Here is a 22,747-nt window from a genome sequence, read left to right as displayed (position 1 = left end):
ACGGCTTGAGCAGGATTGCGAGGCCAATCGGTGGTTGCCTGGGCAGGCGCGAGTGGAGTAGCGTCGTTCACCCGGATCCCCTTCATGGCCACCTGCGCTCATGCACGTCTCATACCTGGTTTACCTCGCCCCGCTGTTGTCGCTGGCCCTGCTCTGGAGCGTGGCGGTGATCACCCCAGGACCGAACTTTTTCACCACAGCACAACTGGCGGCGAGCTGCTCGCGGCGCCATGGCCTGTTTGCCTCCCTGGGGGTGGCCAGCGGCACCGTGCTCTGGGGGCTGGCGGGAGGCTTGGGCATCAAGTCGCTGTTCAGCGCGGCGCCGGCGCTGTTCGTGTTGTTCAAGGTCGCCGGTGGCTGTTACCTGATCTACCTGGGACTCAAGCAGTTCAAGCGCAAACCGGCCCTGGATAATCCAACCGCCAATGGCGCGGTCCATGCTGAGCGCAGCCTGTTCTCGGCCTACCGGCTGGGCTTTCTCGGCAACATGACCAACCCCAAGTCGGCGCTGTTCGTGGCCACCATCTTTGCCACGTCGATGCCGGCCTCCCCGCCACCTCTGCTGCTGGGACTGGCGGTGCTGACCATGGCCGGCCTGTCGCTGTCCTGGTACTGCTGCGTGGCGCTGTTTTTCGCCAGCAGCCGGGTGGCCGGGTTCTACGCCCGGGCCCGTCGCTGGCTGGACCGTCTGGCTGGTGGTTGTTATGTGCTGTTTGGCGGGCATCTGCTGGCCAACCGTTGAGCGGCCGGCGCCTTGCGCTGGCCAGGATACGCCCCCCAACAAGGACGACCCGTCCCCGTATCAGGAGACTGAACATGGCTGTTGTTTTTCGCCCGGTAGCAGAGGCGGACATTGCGCGGATCTGCAGTTTCGTGGGCAATCCCCAGGAGTTGTATTTCTTCTTTCCTGCCGCCACCTGGCCGCTGACCCACGAGCAACTGCGCGACTCCATCGCCCAGCGCAGCGACTCGACGGTGATCGAGTTGGATGGGCAGGTGGTGGGCTTTGCCAACTTCTATCGCTGGGCCAGTGGCGGCACCTGCACCATCGGCAATGTCATCGTCGACCCAGAGGTGCGCGGCGCGGGCCTGGGAGCGCAACTGATCGGGCAGATGATCCATATCGCTCGCAGCAAGCACCAGGCCAGCGAGGTGACGCTGTCCTGCTTCAACAGCAATGTGGCGGGCTTGCTGTTCTATCCGAAGCTGGGTTTTGTGCCGTTCGCCATCGAAGAGCGCAAGAACAAGGAGCAGGAGCGGGTGGCGTTGATCCATTTGCGCTACAGCCCCAGCTGAAACCAAGAGAACCGTCAGCGAACATTTTTTTAACGGAAACCATTCATGAGCAAGTTGCGGGTCGGAATTATTTTTGGTGGCCGTTCGGCCGAACACGAAGTGTCGCTGCAGTCGGCGCGCAATATCGTCGATGCCCTGGATCGCACGCGCTTCGAGCCGGTGCTGATCGGCATCGACAAGCAGGGGCACTGGCACCTCAACGACACCTCGAACTTTTTGATCAACCAGGAAAACCCGGCGCTGATCGCCCTCAACCAGTCCAACCGCGAGCTGGCGGTGGTGCCGGGCAAGGCCAGCCAGCAATTGGTGGAAACCAGCAGCCAGGAGCTGTTGGGGCATGTGGATGTGATCTTCCCGATCGTCCACGGCACCCTGGGTGAAGACGGTTGCCTGCAGGGCCTGCTGCGCATGGCCGACCTGCCTTTTGTCGGCTCCGATGTGCTGGGTTCGGCGGTGTGCATGGACAAGGACATCAGCAAGCGCCTGCTGCGCGACGCCGGGCTGGCCGTGACCCCGTTCATCACCCTGACCCGGGCCAGCCGCAGCCGCTACGGTTTTGCCCAGGCCCGGGAGGCGCTCGGCCTGCCGCTGTTCGTCAAGCCGGCGAACCAGGGCTCCTCGGTGGGGGTGAGCAAGGTCGATAACGAGGCCGATTACGACGCCGCGGTGGAGCTGGCCCTGGGGTTTGATCACAAGGTGCTGGTGGAATCCGCGGTGCGCGGGCGGGAAATCGAATGCGCGGTGCTGGGCAATGACCAGCCGATCGCCAGTGGCTGCGGCGAGATCGTGGTCGGCAACGGTTTCTATTCCTACGACAGCAAGTACATCGACGCAGACGCGGCCCAGGTGCTGGTGCCGGCGGACATCAGCGTCGAGCACAGCGAACGCATCCGCGCCCTGGCCATCGAGGCGTTCCAGGTCTTGGGCTGCTCCGGGCTGGCCCGGGTCGATGTGTTTCTCACCGACGACGGTGAAGTGCTGATCAACGAAATCAACTCGCTGCCCGGGTTCACCCGCATCAGCATGTACCCCAAGCTATGGCAGGCCGCCGGCATGCGTTACAGCGAGCTGGTGAGCCGCCTGATCGAGCTGGCGCTGGAGCGCCATGCCGAGCGGCAAGGTCTGAAAATCAACCGCTGAAGCGGATCATCGTGTTTAAGGACGTGACGAATGAGTTCGGCAACAGAAGCCTCGGTCTACCTTTTTTCCTACGGCACCCTGCAAGACAAGGCGGTACAGCTGGCCAACTTCGGCCGTGAGTTGAGTGGCAGCACCGATGCCATGCTCGGCTATGAACAGAGCTGGGTGGAAATCACCGATCCCGAGGTTTTGGCCGCCAGTGGCAAGACCCATCACCCGATCCTGCGCCCGGGGGCGGCGGACAGCGCGCCGATTGCCGGCACGGTGTTTCAGATTACCCCCGAGGAACTGGCAGCGGCCGACCGCTATGAAGTCGCCGACTACCAGCGGGTCAGCGTGACCCTGGCCTCCGGGATCCAGGCCTGGGTCTACGTCAGCGTCTGAGTTCCGGGGTCACTCCGGCGGCAGCATCACCCCGAGACAGGCCAACACCAGCACCACGGCCCCGAGCGCGCAGAGCACATAGTTGAGCGGGGTGAAACGGGCGTTGCTGCGGCCTTCGGGGTCGCCGGCGGCGGCATTCAGGCCGCGCTGGCCCAGCCAGGTGACCCACGCCAGCACCGGTAGCAGCGCCAGGCTGGCGATGTCGGTTACCGGGTAGCCGATGTTCTTGCGTGACAGCGCATCCACCACGTTGTTGACGATCAGCCCCACCACAAACAGGGTCGCCAGTTCACCGGGTCGCCAGTCATGGCTGCGGCCGTCGCGCTTGAGCTGTGCATCGGCTTCGCGGTACAGCGCATGGGTAAAGAAAATCGCGAAGAACGCCCGGGCCACCGGCCACAACTCCTGGCCGCTGGCGTGCCTGAACTGATGCCAGTTCTTATAGGCCCAATACAGCTGGTAGATACCGAAGGTGAGGATGTACAGGGTCAGGAACTTGACCTTGGACACCACATAGAAGGGTTGTGGCGCCGTGTGCGCCGAAGGGGCGACCAGATCCGCCTGGGGCGGGGCATAGAGATTGTCAGACACGGGCACTCCTTGGGTTGGGTCTGAGGCGGGAGGCAACGTTAGCTCAGGTAGCTGGCCAAGCACCAGTACGGTCTCGATGGCCGACGAGGGCCGGGTTCAGGCCCGGGGCGGATCTGCCGGTCGAACGTAGTGAATATCCCATTCACTTTCGCCTACCTGAACAAAACCCAGGCGTCGATAAAATCGATTTGAGTCACTGCCGCGCAACGCATCCAGGTGGATGGGCAATTGTTCTCTGGTGGAGCGCTGTAAAAGCGGCTCCAGGGCCTGGGCACCGATGCCCCGCCCCTGGAATTGCGGCATGACGTACAGGTGCTGCAGTCGCAGATGATCCTCGTGTGATTCGCTCTGGATAAAGCCCACGGGCTGTCCGTCACTGAGGATGAAGTGGCAGCGCTCGGCCGCGAAGCTTGCGGCAAAACGCTCCCGGGCCCGCTGTGGGTCGAAGCGACCCAGGCGCTCAAGGCTGTCGCGCATGGCCGCGATGCGCATCTGGACCAGGGTTTCCAGGTCGGTCAGAGAGGTCGGCAGTAGCGCAAAGCCGAGGCTCATGTGCGGCCGATCCAGGAGTACTGGAAGGCCTTGGCTTCACCCCGATGCATGCGTCGGCGATAGCTGGCCAGGGTCGGGGTCGAGCAGTAGGTGCACAGCTCGCTGATTTCGATCTGCTCGTCCTCGATGCCGGCGGCCTGCAGCAGGTACACCGCATAGCGGCTCAGGTCGAACCACAGGGAGTCGGCCTGGGTCGGCTGTGGCGGGGGAATTTGCGGGGGCAGCCGCGGGGCCGGCTGCTGGCGACTCCAGGGCGCTTGCGCAGCGGGCCACAGCGGATCCTGAGTGGCGGACAGGGTGTCGATGAAGTCGGCGCTGACTTCATAGCAGCAGGGCTTGATCGACGGGCCGATGGCCACTCGCAATTGCCGTGGGGCGATGCCCTTGCTGGCGAAGTGTTGCAGCACATTGGCGATGATCCCGCCGTGCAGGCCTTTCCAGCCACCATGCACGGCCGCCACCCAGGAGCCGTCGTCGCTGCTGACCAGCAACGGCAGGCAGTCGGCGGTGACCACCGCGATGGGCCGGCTGGAATGGGTGAGGACCGCATCGCCGCGAATGATCCCGCTGGGCAGGGTGGTGCTGGCGTGCACCACCTCGCCACTGTGGACCTGCGAGCAGAAGAACAGGTTGGCCGGCAGGGCAGCGCCCAGGGTCGAAAACTCATGACGGATGCCGGGTATCTGGTTCAACACAGCTGCCTGGAAACTCATCGGGCCTTCGCTCGGTAACCTGGGAATGGCTGCAGAGCATAGCGGTATCCGAGGCACTTTTGCTGACAGACCGCGCTGCAAAGGCAGCGCCAGACCAGCGGTTGCCTGTGGGGCGGCCCGCCTTGCGGATGTTTCAGGCCTTGAGCGGGATGTACAGCTCCACCACGCTGTCCGGGTGCATGGGCCCCAGGAAACGCTCGCCGGTGTATTCGAACTCCACCGCTTCGATCGGCATCATCCCGGCGGCGGGCAGCCATTCGCTGTAGGCGGCGCGAAAGGTTTCCGGCAGGGTGGCCACGGTGCCGTGATGCTCGACCCGGGCGTAGTGGCGGGCGGGGATGTCCAGCTCGACCATGCCCGGCACCAGGGGCGCATCGGCGGCCACCGGCAAGCCGGCGACATAGCGCCACTGGCCGTCTTCCAGGGGCTGGCAGATGCCGTAGGTGCCCACCGGCTCGGCCAGGCGCTGGATTTCCTGCTCCCGGGGTTCGAAGCGTTGCCAGAGCTCGGCGATGGAGCCCGGGTCATCCTGCTGCCAGGCCATGCCGATGATCCGTTGCCGGGCCAGGAACACCTTCTGCGGCGTCTGCGGGGCAGGGATCTGGCGCTGTGGCTGGGCCAGGTAGCGTTGCAGGTGACCCAGCACTTTCTGGCTGCGGGCAATCTCGCTTTCCAGCTGCCGGGCATGCTCCTGCAGCGACTGCTGCATGTGCAGCACGCTGTCCAGGCCGCCCTGGTCCGCCAGCGTGCGGATGTCTTCCAGGGACATGCCCAACTGCCGCAGCCAGACGATGCGGCCCAGGGTTACGATCTGTTCCGGGCTGTAGTAGCGGTAGCCGTTGTCCCGGCCGGTGAGGGCCGGGGTGAACAGGCCGATGCTGTCGTAATGGCGCAGGGTCTTGGTGGTGAGGCCGTGGCAGCGGGCCATTTGTCCGATGGTGAGCATGGAGCGTCCTTGGTGGTGTTGGGTTGCCAGGCAGGTTGGGCCTTTACCCAAGGGCAAGCTCAAGCCCGGCAGTGATGCTCAGGACGACTTGTTCGGCTTGATCAGGCTTTCGGCCGGGATGCCGAACAGTTGGTGCAGTTTCCAGATCATCGGCAGGGTCAGCGCGCGCTTGCCGTTGAGCACCTCGTAGACGCGGTTGGTGCGGCCGATGGCGGGTGCCAGGTCGGCGGCGGACAAGCCGGATTGCTCCATGCGGAACTTGATCGCCTCGATCGGGTTGGGCAGGTCCAGGGGAAACTGCCTGGCTTCGTACGCCTCGATCAGGGTGATCATCACGTCGAAGTAATCGCCTTCAGGTGTCCCGGGCTGCGGCTCGTTGTCGAACAGGGGCGAGACGCTTTGCAGCGCGGCGCGGTAGTCCTGGTCGGTGTGGATAGGGCGGATGTTCATCTGGGTTACTCCATGTCTACGCTGTCGGCATCAATGGCGTCGTACTGCCGGTGGGTGCCTACGAACTTGATGTACAGCGCGCCGAAACGATAGGCCACGGCAACGACCAGTCGATACTCGTTGCCCTTGATGTTGAAGACCACCCTGCGGCTTTTGAGAATGCTCGCGTTGCGATACTGGTCCTTGATTTGCGCAGGGTTGGACCACTCGGCATTCCTTGCTTCATCGACCCAAGCCAGTAAAGGCTGCTCTGCATCCGGGTACTTCTCCCAGAAGGCCTTCAACTGACTGACTGCAATAATTCTCATGGCGCGATCCTAGTCCCGTGATGGGACTTAAACAAGTCGCTGAGTGCGTCAGGCGACGTACGGGCAGATCGTTGGATCTGCCCGCGCCGGCGACGTCGGCTCAGGGACGATCAGGTCATGCAGAGAGCGTGGCGTGCACGTCGTCCATCAGTGCCTTGCCCATCTCTGCCAGGTGGTGTGCCGCCCAAGCATAGCGGTCGCAGCCCGGCTCCATGGCCGCCTCCAGGGTGAATTGCTTTGCCAGATGCAACAGCGCCGAGGCGTGCTCCAGGGCATCGCTGATCGGCACGTCGGCATTCACGCGAAACAGCGGATGCAGGTGTTCGCCGCAATGGGAAAAGCGGATTTCACCGAGGGTGGTCAGGGGCGATTGAGTGGTCATCGGGCACCTCCGGTTTTGTGTGACGGGAGGTGTGGGGAAGACGGATTTCGAGTGTGATGCATGGTGACGACTCCTTTCGTATTGGGAACCACCACCGTCTGCCGCCAAGCAGATTTGGGTGGCGGATTGCACAAGGTTGGCGGACCGGCACGAAAGGAACCGGCACCCCCGAAGGGGTCCCTGCGCAATCCGCCATGACACAGAAATGCGGGCACAAAAAAAGCGCCTGCATTCGTGTTTTGGCGCTATTGCGCCTTTCGTGGTTCGGGCCGCCAAGCCCGTTCGCTGATGTTGCAGCGACGGGCGAAGGATAGCGAGGTGGGGAGGGTGTCGCAACGGCATTGCTGCGACTTTATGTGAACCGACCTGTAGCCGCTGCCGCAGGCTGCGAACGACCGGAGGTCGCAGCGATCTCCCTGGCGCCGAAGGCCCTTCGGTCCTTGTCGCAGCCTGCGGCAGCGGCTACAGAGGTTGTGCCAGCACCTCACGAAATACATCGGGCCTGAGCATCGCGATATGCAGCAATGAACGGGCCGCTCCGGAAGGCGAGCGCCGACCTTGCTCCCACTCTTGAAGGGTCCTTACCGACACGCCAAGCAGTTGGGCAAACTTGGGTTGTGACAACCCGGTTTTACCGCGGGCTTCGGCGGCCTTGGTGAGTGGAATGCTGTGGGTATTGCCGTGACGGCCGGCTTTGACATCGATGATCGCGTCCAGAAGCTCCTGGCCGATATTGCGCTTGGCATCACGTGCCAATAGTTCTTCTTCAGTAAGGGGCATGATTCATCTCCTTCGCGATTCTGCGCAGAACAGGCGCTGGAATGTTTTCGGTAGCGCCTTTGCCATAGATCACCAACGCAACCAGGGCTCCGCATGCGAGCTGGGTGGTATAGATGACCCGCACCGAGCCACTTTTTCCACGTCCATCAACGCTCCATCTGATTTTCCTGCAACCGCCAGAACCCGGAATGACAACGCCGGACTCCGGGTCGTTGGCAAGAAACGTCATGAACGCTCCACGCTCTTCTTCGGACCAGTAATCGGGCCAGAGTCTGGAAAACAGCGGAGATTCTATGATCGTCAGCATGCGGGAGGATTCTACGTCTTTGACGTACCTTGCGGCAATGGTGAGTGCTAGGAGATGACTCCTGAAAGATTAAGAACGTGGAGTTGCAACGCCAATGAGCGGAGTCCTGATTTCCAGTCAGCCCATTCGCTTTCTTGTGTGTGATCCATGCCTTCGATGTCACCTTTTGCATGACCTGAAACTCGGGCAACTCTGCTCAGTGCGGCTCTATGATCCAGAGCAGCTAACTCAAGCTTCCAACACCTTCGCCATCTCACTGGTCGCGGCCCAACCCAGCCCCTGATACAACGGCTTGCCGGCCTCGGTCGCATGCAGTACGGCAAAGCCCAGCCCGCGCTGGCGGAACTCGGCCTGTGCCAGTTTCATCAGCGCCGACGCCAGGCCGCGGCGCCGGTAGGCCGGTTCGACGTAGACGTTGAGCACATAGCCGCGCTGATCCTGGGTCGGATGGGAAGGGTGGGGCGGCCAGTCGATGCTCATCAGGCCGATGCTGGCCACGCTCTGCTCGGCGTCCATCAGGGCGAAGCCGTAGTAGCGGCCGTCCTCCAGGCGTTCGCGCAACCAGGGGCGAAAGTGCTCGGTCATCACCTGCAAGGTGCAGAGGTCCTGGCCGGCATCGAGAAACATCGCCTGGCGATGGCGGCAGATCAGTTCAAGGTCCTGGGGTATCAGGGGTCGTGGGCTCAGGCCCGGGAGATCAAGGTTGGCGGCAATTTCGTTCATCGTCGGTTCCTCGGTGGACAGGGACGATGCTAGGGCAGATCCCCGGGCCGGGTCAGACACAGACCGCGGCGAAATTTTGCATACAGTGCCCCGGGGCTCTGCCCACAAAAAAGGGCCAGCCTCACGGCCAGCCCTCGGGTTCATCCGATAACCCTCAATCCCCCAGCGCTTCCCCTTCGCGCCGTGGATCGGCGCCGCCGGCCCAGGAGGCCTTGCCCTGGGCATCACGCACACGAACGATGGCCTGGGTGCCGCTGGTCATGTCGATCTCGTTGACCTCATGTCCCCGAGCTTGCAGTGCCTGCTTCAGGGCCGGGCTGAACTGGCCTTTCTCCAGTTCGGTGGGGCCGTTGCGGCTGCCAAAGTTGGGCAGGCCGACGGCGGCTTGCGGGTCGAGGTTCCAGTCGAGCATGCCCACCAGCGACTTGGCCACGTACTCGATGATCTGCGAGCCGCCCGGGGAGCCGACGCTGGCCAGCAGTTCGCCGCTGGCGCGGTCGAAGACCAGGGTCGGGGCCATGGACGAGCGCGGGCGCTTGCCCGGTTCGACGCGGTTGGCCACCTTCTGGCCGTTTTCCTCGGGGATGAAGGAGAAGTCGGTCAGCTGGTTGTTGAGCATGAAGCCCTGGACCATCAGGTGCGAACCAAAGGCCGCTTCCACCGTGGTGGTCATGGACACCGCGCCCCCTAAGTCATCCACCGCCACCACTTGTGAGGTGGAAATGCGCATCGGCGAACGGTCCGGGGCGTAGGCCACCTGGATGCCCCGGGGCTGGCCCGGCTCGGCCTTGCCCAGGCTGCGCTCGCTGATCAGCGCGGCGCGCCGGGCCAGGTAGTCCGGGGCGATCAGGCCGGCCACCGGCACGGGCACAAAGTCGCTGTCGGCCACGTACAGGCCGCGGTCGGCGTAGGCCAGGCGCTCGGCTTCGGCGATTAGGTGCACCGCTTGCGGCGCAGGCTCAAGGCCGGCCGGCAGGTTGGTTTGCTGCGGCTTGAGGTTGGCCAGGGCATAGCGCGGGTCGCGTTGTTCCAGGGCTTGCAGGGTGCCGAGGATCTGCGCCACCGCCACGCCGCCGGAAGAGGGCGGCGGCATGCCGCACACCTGCCAGCGCTTGTAGTCGCTGCACAGCGGCGCGCGCTCCTTGGCGCGGTAGCCTTGCAGGTCATTGAGCGACAGGCTGCCGGGGTTGGCGTGGCCCTGGACCTTGGCGACGATTTCTGCGGCCACCGGGCCTGTGTACAGGGCGTCCGGGCCTTCCTGGGCGATGCGTTTGAGCACCGCGGCCAGCTGTGGATTCTTCAGTAAGGTGCCCACGGCTTTCGGCGTGCCGTCGGCATTGAGGAAGTACGCGGCCATGTCCGGCGAGCGCGCCAGGAACGGGTCGGCGCTGATCATGGTGTGCAGCCGTGGCGAGATAGCGAAGCCTTGCTCGGCCAGGCGGATCGCCGGTTCGAACAATTGCGCCCAAGGCAGGCGCCCGTGTTTCTGGTGGGCCATTTCCAGGGCCCGCAGCACGCCCGGGGTGCCCACCGAGCGTCCACCAATCTGCGCCTGAGGGAAGGGCATCGGCTTGCCGTCCGCCTGCAGGAAGAGTGTCTCGGTGGCGCCAGCGGGTGCGGTTTCCCGGCCGTCATAGGTGCGCACGGCCTTGCCGTCCCAGAGCACGATCATCGCGCCGCCGCCAATCCCCGAGGACTGCGGCTCCACCAGGGTCAGCACCGCTTGCATGGCAATCGCCGCGTCGATGGCCGAGCCGCCTTGGCGCAGCATCTCGCGTCCGGCTTCGGCGGCCAGCGGGTTGGCGGCGGCCGCCATGTGTTTGTCGGCGTGCCGGGTCTGCATGTCGGTGCGGTAGCCCGAAGCGATTTCCGGAGCGGCAGGCAGGGCAGTGGAAGAGGGCGGGTTGTTACAGGCGCTGAGGCTGAGGGCGGCGGCCAGCAGGCCGAGGCTGAGGAGTCGGGGGTGACGGGGAGGGAAGATCGAGAACACGCGTTGAGCTCCGTTCACTGGGAAATGAGGTGTCGTCCGTGGAGGGGAATGTACAGCAGTGGCACCGACAGCAGGGCCGGCAGGTGGCCATGACCGTGCGCTGGGCCAGTGGCAAGGCGCTGCTCAGCGGCCCTGTACATAGGGTCGCAGGCAGGCGTGCACCCGGCCACCGATTGATCTGAGTCAGGGCGGCTGGGGGAGGTTGGGCACATGGTGCAGCAAACCATAAGCCTGATGAGAGGACGCCATGCACGGTTGTAAGTGGTTACTTGTGTTCGGATTGCTGTTGGGGGGCGAGGTACGGGGCGAGACGCCGAGCGAGCCGATCCTGCCGGTGCAGCCGGCGAAGATCACCGATGTGGCCAAGGTGGAGTTGGGCAAGCAGTTGTTCTTCGACCCGCGCCTGTCCAAATCCGGTTTCATCTCCTGCAACTCCTGCCACAACCTGAGCATGGGCGGCAGCGACAACCTGCCCACCTCCATCGGTCACAACTGGCACCAGGGGCCGATCAACTCGCCCACGGTGCTCAACTCCGGCCTGAGCTTTGCGCAGTACTGGGATGGCCGCGCGGCCACGCTCCAGGAACAGGCCAGCGGTCCGATCACCAACCCGGGGGAGATGGGCTTTACCCATGAACTGGCGGTGGAGGTGCTGCGCTCCATTCCCCAGTACCGGGCATCGTTCAAGCGCGTGTATGGCAACGATGAGATCAGCTTCGACGACGCCACCAACGCCATTGCCGCCTTCGAAGCCACCCTGGTGACGCCCAATGCGCCGTTCGACCGCTGGCTCAAGGGCGACAAGGCGGCCATCAGCCCCACCGCGCTCAAGGGCTACCAACTGTTCAAGTCCATCGGCTGCGTGGCCTGCCACAACGGCGAAGCGGTGGGCGGTGGCTCGTTCCAGAAAATGGGCATGATCGAACCCTACGTCACCCAGAACCCGGCCCAGGGCGTGGCCGGGCTGACCGGCAAGGACGCCGACCGCATGCTGTTCAAGGTGCCGACCTTGCGCAACGTGGCGCTGACCTACCCTTACTTCCATGACGGCGCTTACTGGACGCTGGAAGAGGCGGTGGACGTGATGGCCCGGCTGCAACTGGGGCGCAAGCTGGGCACCGAGGAGGTCGGCCAGATCGTGGCCTTCCTTGAGACCCTGACCGGCGATCAACCGGACTTCAAGCTGCCGATCCTGCCGCCGTCCTCGGCGCAGACACCGCGTCCACAACCCTTCAACTGACCTGGGTGGAAAAACCGCAGCGTGCTGCGGTTTTTCCGGAAAGGCCAGGCATGCGGCATTCAGGTCTGCCGGGAAGGGCGCTCTGTTGTCATGAAAAAACGGCTGGATAATAATGAGAGATATTATCATTAGCGACGGTCAATCATGGACGCAGGGGTCAAGGCTTCAATATCGCTGGAGATCGAAGATCTGTATGGCGCCCACCACGGCTGGTTGAAGGGCTGGTTGCGCAGCCGCACCGGCAACTGTGCCGATGCCGCAGACCTGGCCCAGGACACCTTCGTGCGGATGCTGTCGCTGCGCCAGTTGCCGGCACTGCGAGAGCCCCGTCATTACCTGGCGACCATCGCCCGCGGCCTGCTGATCGACAAGGCGCGCCGCAGAGTTCTGGAACAGGCCTATCTGGAGGCTTTGGCGGCACGTCCGGAGCCTCAGGACATTTCACCTGAAACCCATCATTTGATCATCGAGTCATTGCTGGCCATCGATGCCTTGCTCGACGGACTGGGCACGCGCACCCGGCAGATTTTCCTCATGGTGCAGCTGGACGGCCTGAGCTATGTGCAGGTCGGGCGGCAGTTGGGGGTGTCGGTGACCACCGTCAAGAATCATCTGGGCAAGGCACTGCTGCAATGCATACAACTGATGGACGATTGAACGTGCCGTCGCCTCCTCCCCTGGACAAGGCCCACCTGCAGGCAGCGGTGGACTGGTACCTGGTCCTCAACGATCAACAGGTCAGCGCGGCGCAGCAACAGGCCTGGCAGCAGTGGCTTGGCGCCGATGCGCAACATGCGCGAGCCTGGGCCCGGGTGCAAAGGCTGCAACAGCAGTTGCGTGGGGTCCCGCAGGATATTGCCTTGCCGGTCTTGTCGGAAATGGGCATCCAGCGCCGCCAGGGCCTCAAGGTACTGCTGCTGATGGCTGGCGGCTCGGCGTTGCTGGGCGGCTATCGGCTGTCTCCCTACAGCGCCGACTTCGCCACGCGCACCGGCCAGCGCCGGGAAGAGCTGCTGGCCGACGGCACGCGGCTGCACCTCAATACCGATACCCGGGTCGACGTTGCCTACAGCCATGAAGAACGGCTGATCTTCCTGCGTCAGGGCGAGATCCAGGTCACCACGGCCGCAGACCGGGCCCCGGCGCGTCCTTTGCTGGTGGTAACTGCCCATGGCCGCATCCGGGCCCTGGGCACCCGTTTCGATGTGCGCCTGGAGCCGGCCTTCAGCCAAGTATCGGTTCAGCAACATGCGGTGGAGGTGCGCCTGAACGATGATCCGCAACATGCCCGGAGGGTCGCCGAAGGCCAGGCGCTGACCTTCGGCTCCGGGCAGATGGGTGCCCTGCGGGTGGCGGACAATGCCGAGAGTGCCTGGGTCCGGGGCCAGTTGGTGGCGCTTGACTGGCGACTGGCGGATTTCATCCGTGAGCTGGGTCGTTACCGCCCTGGCTACCTGGGGTGTGCGGATGAAGTTGCGCAACTGCGCATCAGCGGGGCCTTCCGCCTGGATGATATCGATGGGGTGCTGGCCAACCTGCCATTGTCGTTGCCGGTGAGGGTGCGCCGGTTTTCCAGGTACTGGGTGCGTGTGCAAGCGTGACGGGCGAATGGTCGCTTGAAGAAAAATCGTCAATGCGCCTTGCCGATTCCGCCTGGCGTTCGGCTCATCAGTAGAGCGGTCAATCAGCCGCCTTTACTGCTATGGCATAGGACGCGTACATGAGCCACCGGAGTCGTTTCACCCAGGCCGCCTTGCGGCGCAGTTTCAATCGCAAGGCGTTGAGCATCACCCTTGGCACGCTGCTGGCGGCCACCTGTGTTGCGCCGTTGGCCCTGGCCCAGGAGGCGGTGGGCGAAGCGCAGGAATTCAACATTGCGCCAGGGGCACTGGGTACTGCGCTCAGCGAGTTTGCCGCGGCCAGCGGGGTTACCCTGTCCTTTGGCTCCAGTCAGACCCAGGGGCTCGTTACCCAGGGGCTCAAGGGCCATTATTCCTTCAGTCAGGGCGTGGCGCAGCTGTTGGCCGGCAGTGGCTTGCAGCTGCGCCAGGAAGGCCCGGCGCGCTATACCCTGGTCAAGTTGCCGACGGGGGCGGCGCTGCATCTGGGGCCGACCCAGATCACCGGCGTGTCTCTGGGTACCACCACCGAAGACACCGGTTCCTACACCACCGGTGCCATGCAGACGGCCACCAAGCTGGCCCTGTCGATTCGCGAGACTCCACAGTCGGTGACCGTGGTCACCCGCCAGCGCATGGACGATCAGAACATGCAAAGCCTGGAGGATGTGCTCAAGAGCACCCCGGGCATTTCCATCACCAAGGACGGACCCCAGCGGCCGATTTTCTATTCGCGGGGTTTTGAAGTACAGAACCTCATGGTCGATGGCCTGGCCAACGACATGTCGCATTACCTGAGCCGGGACATGAGCACTGCGGCCGACACTGCGATCTTCGATCGGGTCGAAGTCATGCGTGGCGCCGCTGGCCTGATGCAGGGGACGGGCAGCCCCTCGGCGGCGATCAACATGGTACGCAAGCGGCCCACTGCCGCACCGCGTCTGAGCATCACTGCCAGTGCCGGCAGTTGGGACAATTACCGCAGCGAAATCGATGCCTCCAGTGCCCTCAATGACAGTGGCACGTTGCGCGGGCGCCTGGTGACTGCCTACCAGAGCAAGAACAGTTTCCAGGACGTGGCCGATGCCGAGCGTTCGGTGTTCTACGGCATTGTCGAGGCCGACTTGAATGACAACACCACGCTGACCGTGGGCGCTACCAATCAGGCGTCGCACACCACCACGACCTGGGGCGGGCTGCCTGCGGCGATTGACGGCCGGCACCTACCCCTGTCGCGCTCGGCCTACCTGGGCAGTGACTGGGAGTACTGGGATCAGAACAACGTCACGGCCTTTGGTCGCCTGGAGTACCGCTTCGACAACGCCTGGAAATTGTTGCTGTCGGCCAGCAAGTCCTGGTCCGACTTGCAGATGCTCGGTTCGATGACCGAGCGTTTCGGCGCCGATTTCGACGAGTTCGGCCAGTACGTCGGTCAGTACCACTACAAGGATCAGCAAGGCAGCTACGACCTCTTCGCTTCCGGGCCGTTTGCCCTGTTCGGGCGTGAGCATGAGCTGGTGGTGGGGGCCAGTCAGCGTGAGCTGGCCTTTCGCGGCAAGGGCAATTTCCAGGACAACGAGACGCGGACCAACATCTACCGTCCCGATCCCCATAGCGTGCCCAAGCCGCAGATGGACCTGGATTACTGGCGCCAGGAGCGCAACTCCGAGCTGAAAAGCTTCTACCTCACCTCACGTTTTAGCCTCGCCGAGCCCCTGACCCTGATTCTGGGCGGTCGCCTGGACTGGTACGACTACGATGTGGATACGCGCTTTGCCGGGGTGCGCACCGCCTCCAGCACCGACTACAAGGTCACCCGCAACCTCACCCGCTATGCCGGCATGGTCTACGACCTTGACGCCCATCACTCGGTGTATGTCAGCTACACCGATGTCTTTAGCCCACAAGCGGAAGTGGACAGCTCCGGTGGCTTGATCAAGCCCGTAGTCGGCAAGAACTACGAGACGGGCATCAAGGGCGAATACTTCGAGGGGGCCCTGACCGCCAGCGCTGCGGTGTTCAGGATCGACCAGGTCAATCGCGCCAAGCAGGTGGTCAGCGCTCAGTGCTCCAGCCTGCAGTGCTACGAAGCCAGCGGCGAGGTGCGCAGCGAAGGTATCGAGCTTGAGGTCAACGGTAAGCTGGCGCCGGGTTGGGAGTTGGGGGCGGGCTACACCTATGCCCAGGCCAAGTATCGCAAGGACAGCAACGAGGACAATGTCGGCCGCCTGTTCGACACCGATATTCCACGTCACGTGTTCAAGGCCTTTACCACTTACCAACTGCCGGGAGACTTGCATCGTTGGACTGTGGGCGGGGGGCTCTATAGCCAGAACCGGATCTACAACAAGGATGTGAATTTCTACGACTCGGGCACGCCGATGTACGTCGAACAGAAAGGCTATGCCCTGGTGGACCTGATGACTCGCTATCAGGCGTCCGAACACCTTGAGTTTCGGCTTAACCTGAACAACGTCTTCGACAAGAAGTACTACCAGAGCATCAGCACCAATACCTACTACGGCAATGACATCTATGGTGAACCGCGCAATGCCATGGTGACGGTGCGATGGTCGCTGTAGCGGGTCATGGCTCGAAGGGAGCCATGACCACCCCTGTGCGGGGGCTGTGGTGTTGCGTGGTTAGTCTTTCACCTGCCAGGCGTTAGCTCCGGCCGCCGCCTTGAACTTGGCGCGGTTTTCCGGCGTGGCCGGCGGTTCGGAATCACCGAAGATTGCTTTCAACCAATGGCCGTCGGTGGGGTTGGGGAAGAGGATGAACTTGCGCCCGAACTGCTGCTTGTCCTCGGTCATCAGGCTGCTGCGCTGTTTGACGTCGGCTACGTAGTACTTGCGTTTGAAGTCGTTGAGGTTGTCGCCCAGCATCAGCACCACGTTGTGGTCCTTGGCGATTTCCTGCTGCCGTGGCTCCTTGTTGGAGCTGTCGCGGTACACCGTCAGGTGCTGTTCATCGGCGTAGGGCAACTGGTTCTTGCGCAGGTTGGCCAGAGCGTAGTCGTAGGTCTTTTCGCCCTGGTCGCGGCTGGTGACGTAGAACACCTCGACGCCTTTGGACTGGGCGTACTTGAGGAATTCCACGGCGCCCGGAGTGGCCACCGGGCCATTGTCCGCGACCCACTTGTCCCAGGCCTCGTCGTCGAAGAACTCTTTCCCCGAATTGATCATGTAGCCCCAGTAGCTGTTGCTGCTGAGCACGGTGTCGTCGACGTCGCTGATGATCGCCAGCGGCCGGTCGCCGGCCTTGTGCTCCTGCAGGGCACGGTCCAGTTGCAGGCGGGCGATGTTGAAGCCCTGGTAGTACAGCGCCTCGAATTCGGCGGCGGTCTGCTTCCAGGCCACGGCGGCGGTCAACAGGTTGGAAGGCGGGGTAGGTGCCTGTTCGGCGAAGGCTGGAGTACAGGCGATTGCCAGAAGCGAGAACAGCCAGGGGGCGACTGAAGTTGCGTGGTTTTTTATTGTCATTATCGAGCCCTTGAAGTGAGGATGGCGCAGCTCTCACACACACTGCCGGAGTGTTCTATCCCAGCCAGTGGCGGTGCTCAATGCGGGTGTCGCGTTTGTGGATCAATGCGGCGTAATCCCCGGTACTTTTTCGCAGGCATAAAAAAACGGCTTACCTTGCGGTAAGCCGTTTTTAGTACTTGGTGGCTACACAGGGACTTGAACCCCGGACCCCAGCATTATGAATGCTATGCTCTAACCAACTGAGCTATGTAGCCAAGTGGCGCGCATTATTCGCTCGGAACGACGATGCGTCAAGCGTTTTTATAAAAAAATTATCTACGCTATCAACCGTTTATCCCTTCCCCCCCGAAATCAGTGGCGATGGGCAGCGCTGGAACCAGCGGCTGGCCTGTTCGTAGGCGTGTGCCAGTTGCAGGACGGCGAAGTCGGCCTGGTGCTTGCCGATGATCTGCAGGCCCATGGGCAGGCCGTCGGCGTTGAAGCCGGCCTGCACGCTGGCCACCGGGCAGCCGGACAAGGTGCCGGGAATCACCACCTCCATCCAGCGGTGATAGGTGTCCATGGCCGCGCCTTCGATGCTGCACGGCCAAGGGGTGTGCTTGTCGAAGGGGAAGACCTGGGCGCTGGGCAGCAGCAGGTAGTCGAAGCGTTCGAACAGCTTTGAAATGGCGCGGTACCAGTCGCTGCGAATCACCGAGGCGTCGAAGACCTGGCTGGCGGACAGCTTTAGGCCGTTTTCCACTTCCCAGATGGCTTCTGCCTTGAGCTGTGAACGCTTGTGCGGGTCGGCATAGGCGCTGCCCAGGGACCCGGCGACCATCCAGTGGCGCAAGGTGCGCCAGCTGCTCCACAGGCGCTCGGGGGTGAAGTCCGGGCTGGCCGGTTCGACGCTGCAGCCCAGGCTGCGGAAATCGCCCAAGGCCTTTTCACAGAGTTCCAGCACACCTTTTTCCATCGGCAGGTAACCGTTGAAGTCCCCCAGCCAACCCAGGCGCGTGCCCTTGAAGTCGCGCTCCAGTGGCGCGGCGAAGCCCTGGCCCGATTCGGCGATGGACAGCGGTGCCCGTGCATCGCCGCCGGCCTGCACCGACAGCAGCAGCGCTGCGTCGCGCACGCTGCGGGCCATGGGGCCTTCGTAGCCGAGCTGGTCGATGAACAGGTCGCTGCTGTCGTCGAAGGGCACCCGGCCCTGGGACGGTCGGAAGCCGAAGATGTTGTTGAAGGCCGCCGGGTTGCGCAGCGAGCCCATCATGTCGCTGCCGTCGGCCACCGGCACCAGGTGCAGGGCCAGCGCCGCGGCGGCGCCGCCACTGCTGCCGCCGGCGGTCTTGCTTGGGTCATAGGCGCAGCCAGTGGCGCCGAACAGCGGGTTGTAGGTCTGCGAGCCGAGGCCGAACTCCGGGGTGTTGCTCTTGCCGATAATGATCGCCCCGGCGGCCTTGATCCGTTCCACCATGATGCCGTCGCGCTCGGGGATGAAATCCCGGTACAGCGGCGAACCCAGGGTGGTGCGGATGCCCTGGGTCAGGGACAGGTCCTTGATCGCGTGGGGCAGGCCGTGCATCCAGCCGCGATAGTCGCCACGGGCCAGTTCGGCGTCGCGCTGGTCGGCCTGGGCCAGCAGGCTGTCGGCCGGTTGCAGGCTGACCAGGGCATTGACCATAGGGTTGTAGCGCTCGATGTGGGCAAGGTAGGTCTGCATCACTTCCCGGCAGGAAACCTGACGCAGGCGGATACGCTCGGCGAGTTCATGGGCCTGGAGCAGGACCAGCTCGCTGGGGGGATTGGCGATCATGGCAGGGGCCTTTCAAACGGCTTTAGAAACGCCCCGGCATCCAGGCCGGGGCGGCAGAAGTCAACGCAGGTCAGCGCATCAGGTTGGTCCACAGGCGGTCGGCGAGGCGGATCGCGCCTTCGCCGCAGGTCTGGCTGAAGACCACCTTGGTGCCCTCGGGAATGTGCAGCTCGGGAGCATCCTTCAACCCGGCGTCGAGGAAGGGTTCGACGCCCTTGATCGGGCTCTGGTGCTTGAGGAAGTTCTGGGTCATGGCGGCGTTCTCAGGCTGGCTGAGGAAGGCGATGAAGGCCTTGGCGTTCGCCGGGTGCTTGCTGCCCTTGGGGATGACCATGTTGTCCACCCAGGCCAGGACGCCTTCTTTCGGGTAGAGGTATTTCAGGCTGGGCTTCATCTCCCGGGCGCGCATCGACGAGCCGCCCCAGAACATCGACATGTCGATTTCCCCGGCCGCGAGGTTCTCGCGGATCGCCCCGGCCTTGGAGCTGTAGGTCTTGACGTAGGGCTTCTGCGCCTTGAGCAGGCCCAGGATCTGCTGCATCTGCTTGGGGTCTTCGCTGCACAGCGGAATGTTCAGGTACAGGCTGGCCATGTCGATCACTTCGCTCACCGAGTCGAACATGTTGATCCGCCCCTGCAGCTCTGCCGGCGGCTCGTAGAGCACCTTGTAGCTGTCGCTCGGGCCTTTGTAGCGTTCGCCGTCGAGCACCACGCTGGTGGTGCCCCAGATGAAGGGCACCGAGTAGGCGCCTTCAGGGTCCCAGGTGGGCTTTTTCAGGTTGTCGACCACGCCGGCGTAGTAGGGCTGCTGGGCCGGATCGAAGCGCTCCAGCAACTGCTCCTGGATCAGGATCGGAATGAACTGGTGGGACGGGATCGCCACGTCATAACCGGTGCCGCCCTGCTTCAGCTTGGCCAGCAGGGTTTCGTTGGAATCGTAGGAGTCCACCGTGACCTCGATGCCGGTCTGCTTCTGGAACTTGGCGAGAATCTCCGGCGAAAAATAGCCGCTCCAGCTCACGACGTTGAGTTTCTCGGCGGCCTGCACCGCCAGTGGCAGGCTCAGCAGCAGCGAGGTTCCCAGACTTGCGATCAACTTGCTCATGGCATTTCCCCAAGGTCAGTGGACGGTTCAAGGGTGTTTCTTGCTCAACAGGTAAGAGAGGCTGACGAACAGCACCGAGACGCCGAGGATCAGCGTCGACACAGCGTTGACGTCGGGTGTCACGCCCATGCGCAACAGGCCGAAGATGAAGATCGGCAGGGTGGTGGTGCCCGCCTGGGACACCATCATTGAGATCACGAAGTTATCCAGGGAGACAATGAAGGCCAGCATCAGCCCGGAGACGATCCCCGGCATCAGCAGCGGCAGGGTCACCTTGCGAAAGGTGCGCCAGGGGCCGGCGTACAGGTCCGCGGCGGCGTGCTCCAGGGACAGGTCCATGTCGTTGAGGCGGGCGCGGATCGGCAAGTAGGCGAAGGGGATGCAGAACACCGTGTGGGCGATGATCAGGTTGCCGTAGCCCAGGGACAGCCCCAGGGTGGAGAACAGTGCCAGGGTGGCCACGCCGACGACGATTTCCGGTAGCACCAGGGGCAGCATGATGGCGCCCATGGACAGTTGCAGGCCCTTGAACTTCGCTCCGCGTGAGGTGCCCAGGGCCGCCAGGGTGGCAATCGCCGTGGCCGCCATGCTGGCGCACACGGCGATCAGCAGGCTGTTGCCCGCCGCCTGGCGCAGGGCCTGGTTGGCAAACGCTGCGCGGTACCAGTCGAGGCTGAAGCCGCTCCACACCGTGGCCGACTGGTTGGCGTTGAAGGAGAACACCACCAGCACCAGGATCGGCGCGTAGAGGTACAGGTAGAACAGGAAACTGAAGCCGCCGAAGCCGGGAAAGTCCTGGACGCCTGGGCCGTTGCGTTTGAACAGGCGGATCATCATGCGCCCTCCTGAAGGGTTCGCTGGCGTTGGGCGCGCAGGGTGTAGACGGTCAGTACCAGCATCACCGCGGCCATCAGCACCAGCGACAGGGCGGCGCCGAAGGGCCAGTTACGAGCGTCGCTGAACTGGCGGAAGATCAGGTTGCCGAGCATCATCCGGGTGCCGCCCCCCAGCAGTTCCGGGGCGATCATCGCCCCCAGGCAGGGCACGAAGGTCAGGATCGCCCCGGCGAAGATCCCCGGCTTGGCGATTGGCAGCACCACCTTGCGCAAGGTGCGCCAGCGTCCGGCGTAGAGGTCCTGGGCCGCTTCCAGCAGGCGGATATCCATCTTTTCCAGGGTGGCGTAGATCGGCAGCACCACGAAGGGCGCGTAGGTGTAGACCAGCCCCAGCAGCACCGCGCCGTCGGTGTACAGCAACTGCAACGGTTCGTGGATCAGCCCCAGGTCCATCAGGCTGTTGTTGATCACCCCGGTGTTGCGCAGCAGCAGGATCCAGGCGTAGGTGCGGATCAGCAGGTTGGCCCAGAACGGCACAGTGATCAGGAAGATCAGCAGGCCCCGGCGCTGCACCGGTTGCATGGCCAGCCACACCGCCACCGGAAAGCCGATCAGCAGGGTGATGAGGGTGGTCAGCCCGGCGATGCCGATCGAGCGCAGGGCAATCAGCAGGTAGGAGTCGGTGAAGGCCAGGCTGTCATCCAGTTGCCGTTCGAACAACAGGGCGGTGTAGGCGTCGCTGCTAAAAACCTTGTTCACCCCGCCGTAGGGGTTGGCTTCCATCAGCGAATAGCCGATGACAATGAGGATCGGCACGATCAGGAACAGGCCGATGGCAATCAGCGCCGGGCTGACTCCGAGAACGCTGCGCAAGGCCTTGCGCCGTTCCAGGTGCTGGGAAATCGATGAGGCGTGCATGGCGAATCCTCGTGGTCAATCCAGCAGGACGCTGGCGCTGCCGCGTTCGAACAGCAGCCCGGCATGGCTGCCCACGCTCAGGCGCGGATGCTGTTCGAGGCTGTTGGGCGTGCGCACGGTCAGACGCGTGCCGTCGCCGAGGCTGACCTGGTATTGCAGGTCGGTGCCCAGGTAGATCTGCGCCTCGATGCGGCACGCCAGGGCCCCTTCCACGGCTTCGCTGCGCAGGTGCAGGCGCTCCGGGCGCACGGACAGGGTGACCTGCTGGTCGACCTTGACCCCGCTGCACGGTTGCGCCGGCAGGGCTTCTCCGGCGGGCCCGCTGAACCAGGCCAGGCCGGCCTCGATACGCTTGACCTGGGCCTGGATGAAGTTGGTTTCACCGATAAAGTCGGCGACGAAGCGATTGCGCGGCTGCTCGTAGATCTCTTCCGGGCGGCCCACTTGCTGCACCTCGCCTTCGGACAGGACGGCGATGCGGTCGGACAGGGTCAGGGCTTCTTCCTGGTCATGGGTGACGAAGATGAAGGTGATGCCGGTCTTGGCCTGGATCGCCTTGAGTTCTTCGCGCATGGCCTGGCGCAGCTTGAGGTCCAGGGCCGACAGCGGTTCGTCCAGCAACAGCACCTTGGGATGGGGCGCCAGGGCCCGGGCCAGGGCGATGCGTTGCTGCTGGCCGCCGGAGAGCTGGTTGGGCTTGCGCCCGGCGAAGCGCTCCATCTGCACCAGGGCCAGCATCTCGCGCACCCGTTCGGCGATCTGCGCCTTGCTTAGCACCTGGCCCATGGGCCGCGACTCCAGGCCGAAGGCCAGGTTCTCGGCCAGGGTCATGTGGGGGAACAGCGCGTAATGCTGGAACACGGTGTTCACCGGACGCTCGAAGGGCGGCCGCTCGGCGATGTTCTCGCCGTAGAGGAGGATCTCGCCCTGGGTCGGGAATTCGAAGCCGGCGATCATCCGCAAGAGCGTGGTCTTGCCGCAGCCGGAGGGCCCCAGGAGGGTGAAGAATTCGTTGTCGCGGATGTCCAGGTCGATGTGCTTCAGGGCCACCGGGCCGCTGTGTGGATCGCCGTAGACCTTGCGCACCGAGCGGATGGACACCGCCAGTGTTTGCAGCGAATGCAGGGCATTCATGCCTTACCTCCGATTCCCCCATGGGCTGTCGTGCAGGCCATGGATATTGTTTT

Annotated in this window: 25 protein-coding genes and 1 tRNA gene; 8 read left to right on the top strand and 18 right to left on the bottom strand. The window is 63.6% G+C overall.

The features are described from left to right. Window positions 1–100: 100 nt before the first annotated feature. From POS17_RS25505 to POS17_RS25490, 4 genes are all read left to right on the top strand, one after another. Window positions 101–742, top strand: a complete 642-nt coding sequence (locus tag POS17_RS25505; RefSeq protein WP_060841068.1) for a LysE family translocator — start codon at window positions 101–103, stop codon at window positions 740–742. A gap of 74 nt (window positions 743–816) precedes the next feature. Then, the gene (locus POS17_RS25500) at window positions 817–1,296 is read left to right on the top strand and encodes a GNAT family N-acetyltransferase (protein WP_060841067.1); all 480 of its coding nucleotides are present in this window, start codon (window positions 817–819) and stop codon (window positions 1,294–1,296) included. 45 nt (window positions 1,297–1,341) lie between these two features. Then, on the top strand, window positions 1,342–2,436 hold the full coding sequence (gene ddlA / locus POS17_RS25495; RefSeq protein ID WP_060841066.1) for a D-alanine--D-alanine ligase: 1,095 nt from the start codon (window positions 1,342–1,344) through the stop codon (window positions 2,434–2,436). A 30-nt stretch (window positions 2,437–2,466) separates the two neighbouring features. After that, complete coding sequence (locus POS17_RS25490; RefSeq protein ID WP_060841065.1) at window positions 2,467–2,820, top strand: gamma-glutamylcyclotransferase family protein; 354 nt, start codon at window positions 2,467–2,469, stop codon at window positions 2,818–2,820. Between the two features lie 9 nt (window positions 2,821–2,829). On the opposite strand, the gene POS17_RS25485 is transcribed toward POS17_RS25490, so the two are convergent. The 11 genes from POS17_RS25485 to ggt form a co-directional block, all read right to left on the bottom strand. Then, window positions 2,830–3,411: a DUF4234 domain-containing protein gene (locus POS17_RS25485; RefSeq protein WP_060841064.1), complete on the bottom strand. Its 582-nt coding sequence runs from the start codon at window positions 3,409–3,411 to the stop codon at window positions 2,830–2,832. 96 nt (window positions 3,412–3,507) lie between these two features. Next, the gene (locus POS17_RS25480) at window positions 3,508–3,963 is read right to left on the bottom strand and encodes a GNAT family N-acetyltransferase (RefSeq protein ID WP_060841063.1); all 456 of its coding nucleotides are present in this window, start codon (window positions 3,961–3,963) and stop codon (window positions 3,508–3,510) included. Beyond that, on the bottom strand, window positions 3,960–4,676 hold the full coding sequence (locus tag POS17_RS25475) for a polyphenol oxidase family protein (protein WP_060841062.1): 717 nt from the start codon (window positions 4,674–4,676) through the stop codon (window positions 3,960–3,962). Before POS17_RS25475 ends, POS17_RS25480 begins: the two co-directional genes overlap by 4 nt. 133 nt (window positions 4,677–4,809) lie before the next feature. Next, a complete protein-coding gene (locus POS17_RS25470) occupies window positions 4,810–5,622 on the bottom strand; it encodes a MerR family transcriptional regulator (RefSeq protein ID WP_060841061.1) in 813 nt (270 codons plus the stop codon). 78 nt (window positions 5,623–5,700) lie between these two features. Then, entirely contained in the window at window positions 5,701–6,072 is a 372-nt protein-coding gene (locus POS17_RS25465; RefSeq protein WP_060841060.1) for a helix-turn-helix domain-containing protein, read from the bottom strand. 5 nt (window positions 6,073–6,077) lie between these two features. Beyond that, window positions 6,078–6,380 carry a type II toxin-antitoxin system HigB family toxin gene (locus tag POS17_RS25460; protein ID WP_060841059.1) on the bottom strand — a complete coding sequence of 101 codons (303 nt, stop codon included), beginning with the start codon at window positions 6,378–6,380 and terminating at the stop codon, window positions 6,078–6,080. 115 nt (window positions 6,381–6,495) lie between these two features. After that, a complete protein-coding gene (locus POS17_RS25455; RefSeq protein WP_060841058.1) occupies window positions 6,496–6,762 on the bottom strand; it encodes a DUF3077 domain-containing protein in 267 nt (88 codons plus the stop codon). 462 nt (window positions 6,763–7,224) lie between these two features. After that, window positions 7,225–7,542 (bottom strand): helix-turn-helix domain-containing protein, encoded by a 318-nt coding sequence (locus POS17_RS25450; RefSeq protein WP_053153790.1) that lies wholly within the window; start codon window positions 7,540–7,542, stop codon window positions 7,225–7,227. Then, on the bottom strand, window positions 7,529–7,849 hold the full coding sequence (locus POS17_RS25445) for a transcriptional regulator (protein WP_172682028.1): 321 nt from the start codon (window positions 7,847–7,849) through the stop codon (window positions 7,529–7,531). The genes POS17_RS25450 and POS17_RS25445 overlap by 14 nt, the downstream gene beginning before the upstream one ends. A gap of 228 nt (window positions 7,850–8,077) precedes the next feature. Then, entirely contained in the window at window positions 8,078–8,572 is a 495-nt protein-coding gene (locus POS17_RS25440; protein ID WP_060841057.1) for a GNAT family N-acetyltransferase, read from the bottom strand. A gap of 154 nt (window positions 8,573–8,726) precedes the next feature. Beyond that, window positions 8,727–10,562: a gamma-glutamyltransferase gene (ggt, locus tag POS17_RS25435; RefSeq protein ID WP_060841056.1), complete on the bottom strand. Its 1,836-nt coding sequence runs from the start codon at window positions 10,560–10,562 to the stop codon at window positions 8,727–8,729. Between the two features lie 247 nt (window positions 10,563–10,809). On the opposite strand from ggt, the gene POS17_RS25430 reads away from it, so the two are divergent. The 4 genes from POS17_RS25430 to POS17_RS25415 all read left to right on the top strand — a co-directional run bounded on the left by POS17_RS25430 (window position 10,810) and on the right by POS17_RS25415 (window position 16,003). After that, window positions 10,810–11,802 carry a cytochrome-c peroxidase gene (locus POS17_RS25430; protein ID WP_060841055.1) on the top strand — a complete coding sequence of 331 codons (993 nt, stop codon included), beginning with the start codon at window positions 10,810–10,812 and terminating at the stop codon, window positions 11,800–11,802. Between the two features lie 144 nt (window positions 11,803–11,946). Then, window positions 11,947–12,459 carry a sigma-70 family RNA polymerase sigma factor gene (locus POS17_RS25425; protein ID WP_060841054.1) on the top strand — a complete coding sequence of 171 codons (513 nt, stop codon included), beginning with the start codon at window positions 11,947–11,949 and terminating at the stop codon, window positions 12,457–12,459. A gap of 2 nt (window positions 12,460–12,461) precedes the next feature. Continuing rightward, entirely contained in the window at window positions 12,462–13,403 is a 942-nt protein-coding gene (locus POS17_RS25420; RefSeq protein ID WP_231978981.1) for a FecR domain-containing protein, read from the top strand. A 119-nt stretch (window positions 13,404–13,522) separates the two neighbouring features. After that, window positions 13,523–16,003: a TonB-dependent siderophore receptor gene (locus POS17_RS25415; RefSeq protein ID WP_060841052.1), complete on the top strand. Its 2,481-nt coding sequence runs from the start codon at window positions 13,523–13,525 to the stop codon at window positions 16,001–16,003. 60 nt (window positions 16,004–16,063) lie between these two features. Here POS17_RS25415 and POS17_RS25410 read toward each other — a convergent pair whose 3' ends face one another. From POS17_RS25410 to POS17_RS25380, 7 genes are all read right to left on the bottom strand, one after another. Continuing rightward, window positions 16,064–16,903 carry a 5'-nucleotidase, lipoprotein e(P4) family gene (locus tag POS17_RS25410; protein ID WP_060841051.1) on the bottom strand — a complete coding sequence of 280 codons (840 nt, stop codon included), beginning with the start codon at window positions 16,901–16,903 and terminating at the stop codon, window positions 16,064–16,066. A gap of 180 nt (window positions 16,904–17,083) precedes the next feature. Beyond that, window positions 17,084–17,160 (bottom strand) — tRNA-Met (locus tag POS17_RS25405). 77 nt (window positions 17,161–17,237) lie between these two features. Beyond that, window positions 17,238–18,701: an amidase gene (locus tag POS17_RS25400; protein ID WP_060841050.1), complete on the bottom strand. Its 1,464-nt coding sequence runs from the start codon at window positions 18,699–18,701 to the stop codon at window positions 17,238–17,240. A gap of 70 nt (window positions 18,702–18,771) precedes the next feature. Further along, window positions 18,772–19,806 (bottom strand): ABC transporter substrate-binding protein, encoded by a 1,035-nt coding sequence (locus POS17_RS25395; RefSeq protein ID WP_060841049.1) that lies wholly within the window; start codon window positions 19,804–19,806, stop codon window positions 18,772–18,774. A gap of 27 nt (window positions 19,807–19,833) precedes the next feature. Further along, a complete protein-coding gene (locus POS17_RS25390) occupies window positions 19,834–20,643 on the bottom strand; it encodes an ABC transporter permease (protein WP_060841048.1) in 810 nt (269 codons plus the stop codon). After that, window positions 20,640–21,560 carry an ABC transporter permease gene (locus POS17_RS25385; RefSeq protein ID WP_060841047.1) on the bottom strand — a complete coding sequence of 307 codons (921 nt, stop codon included), beginning with the start codon at window positions 21,558–21,560 and terminating at the stop codon, window positions 20,640–20,642. Before POS17_RS25385 ends, POS17_RS25390 begins: the two co-directional genes overlap by 4 nt. A gap of 15 nt (window positions 21,561–21,575) precedes the next feature. Then, complete coding sequence (locus POS17_RS25380) at window positions 21,576–22,694, bottom strand: ABC transporter ATP-binding protein (RefSeq protein ID WP_060841046.1); 1,119 nt, start codon at window positions 22,692–22,694, stop codon at window positions 21,576–21,578. Window positions 22,695–22,747 lie beyond the last annotated feature (53 nt).

Origin of the sequence: Pseudomonas sp. Os17, assembly GCF_001547895.1 — a bacterium.
Classification (GTDB): domain Bacteria; phylum Pseudomonadota; class Gammaproteobacteria; order Pseudomonadales; family Pseudomonadaceae; genus Aquipseudomonas.
This window is presented reverse-complemented; position numbering and strand designations above follow the sequence as displayed.

Coding starts and splice junctions, on each gene's coding strand:
- POS17_RS25425 (WP_060841054.1), top strand. CDS start 11,947: ATGGACGCAGGGGTCAAGGCTTCAATATCGCTGGAGATCGAAGATCTG.
- POS17_RS25395 (WP_060841049.1), bottom strand. CDS start 19,806: ATGAGCAAGTTGATCGCAAGTCTGGGAACCTCGCTGCTGCTGAGCCTG.
- POS17_RS25465 (WP_060841060.1), bottom strand. CDS start 6,072: ATGAACATCCGCCCTATCCACACCGACCAGGACTACCGCGCCGCGCTG.
- POS17_RS25400 (WP_060841050.1), bottom strand. CDS start 18,701: ATGATCGCCAATCCCCCCAGCGAGCTGGTCCTGCTCCAGGCCCATGAA.
- POS17_RS25430 (WP_060841055.1), top strand. CDS start 10,810: ATGCACGGTTGTAAGTGGTTACTTGTGTTCGGATTGCTGTTGGGGGGC.
- POS17_RS25500 (WP_060841067.1), top strand. CDS start 817: ATGGCTGTTGTTTTTCGCCCGGTAGCAGAGGCGGACATTGCGCGGATC.
- POS17_RS25440 (WP_060841057.1), bottom strand. CDS start 8,572: ATGAACGAAATTGCCGCCAACCTTGATCTCCCGGGCCTGAGCCCACGA.
- POS17_RS25475 (WP_060841062.1), bottom strand. CDS start 4,676: ATGAGTTTCCAGGCAGCTGTGTTGAACCAGATACCCGGCATCCGTCAT.
- POS17_RS25505 (WP_060841068.1), top strand. CDS start 101: ATGCACGTCTCATACCTGGTTTACCTCGCCCCGCTGTTGTCGCTGGCC.
- POS17_RS25455 (WP_060841058.1), bottom strand. CDS start 6,762: ATGACCACTCAATCGCCCCTGACCACCCTCGGTGAAATCCGCTTTTCC.
- ddlA (WP_060841066.1), top strand. CDS start 1,342: ATGAGCAAGTTGCGGGTCGGAATTATTTTTGGTGGCCGTTCGGCCGAA.
- POS17_RS25415 (WP_060841052.1), top strand. CDS start 13,523: ATGAGCCACCGGAGTCGTTTCACCCAGGCCGCCTTGCGGCGCAGTTTC.
- POS17_RS25460 (WP_060841059.1), bottom strand. CDS start 6,380: ATGAGAATTATTGCAGTCAGTCAGTTGAAGGCCTTCTGGGAGAAGTAC.
- POS17_RS25470 (WP_060841061.1), bottom strand. CDS start 5,622: ATGCTCACCATCGGACAAATGGCCCGCTGCCACGGCCTCACCACCAAG.
- POS17_RS25445 (WP_172682028.1), bottom strand. CDS start 7,849: ATGCTGACGATCATAGAATCTCCGCTGTTTTCCAGACTCTGGCCCGAT.
- POS17_RS25390 (WP_060841048.1), bottom strand. CDS start 20,643: ATGATGATCCGCCTGTTCAAACGCAACGGCCCAGGCGTCCAGGACTTT.
- POS17_RS25385 (WP_060841047.1), bottom strand. CDS start 21,560: ATGCACGCCTCATCGATTTCCCAGCACCTGGAACGGCGCAAGGCCTTG.
- POS17_RS25410 (WP_060841051.1), bottom strand. CDS start 16,903: ATGACAATAAAAAACCACGCAACTTCAGTCGCCCCCTGGCTGTTCTCG.
- POS17_RS25380 (WP_060841046.1), bottom strand. CDS start 22,694: ATGAATGCCCTGCATTCGCTGCAAACACTGGCGGTGTCCATCCGCTCG.
- POS17_RS25490 (WP_060841065.1), top strand. CDS start 2,467: ATGAGTTCGGCAACAGAAGCCTCGGTCTACCTTTTTTCCTACGGCACC.
- POS17_RS25480 (WP_060841063.1), bottom strand. CDS start 3,963: ATGAGCCTCGGCTTTGCGCTACTGCCGACCTCTCTGACCGACCTGGAA.
- POS17_RS25450 (WP_053153790.1), bottom strand. CDS start 7,542: ATGCCCCTTACTGAAGAAGAACTATTGGCACGTGATGCCAAGCGCAAT.